Below are 572 nucleotides of genomic sequence, written 5' to 3' on the forward strand. Positions count from 1 at the left end.
TAAAGCCATCCGCAAAACCCTTCAAAGTTTCCGATTCTCACGGCCTGTACCTTTTGATCAATCCCGGCGGTTCACGTCTCTGGTATCTCAAATATCGTATCAATAGAAAAGAATCACGCCTCGGCTTAGGTGCCTACCCCGACGTGTCTTTGGCTGATGCTCGTCAACAGCGTGATGGTATCCGTAAATTGCTGGTGCATAATATCAATCCAGCACAACAGCGCTCTGCTGAAAGAGCCACTTACTCGCCAGAAAAAACTTTCAAGTATGTGGCACTGGACTGGCATAAAAGCAACCGAACATGGTCAGAGAACCACGCGTCCCGCCTGCTTGCCAGCATGAACAATCATATATTCCCTGTGATTGGACACTTGCCGGTAGCTGAACTGAAACCTCGTCACTTTATCGACCTGCTGAAAAGCATTGAGAAAAAAGGTCTGCTGGAAGTCGCAGCACGTACCCGGCAGCATATGTGCAACATAATGCGTCATGCTGTGCATCAGGAGTTGATAGAGCACAATCCCGCGGCAAATCTGGAGGGTATCATCGCCCCGCCCGTTAAACGTCATTAC

At 49.1% G+C, this 572-nt stretch carries 1 protein-coding gene; it reads left to right on the forward strand.

From position 1 onward, the window contains the following. Positions 1–572, forward strand: a 572-nt coding sequence (locus tag J1785_RS00360) for a tyrosine-type recombinase/integrase (protein ID WP_217218530.1), incomplete at both ends; no start/stop codon positions are given.

The organism is Rahnella perminowiae (assembly GCF_019049755.1).
In the GTDB taxonomy this organism is placed as follows: domain Bacteria; phylum Pseudomonadota; class Gammaproteobacteria; order Enterobacterales; family Enterobacteriaceae; genus Rahnella; species Rahnella perminowiae.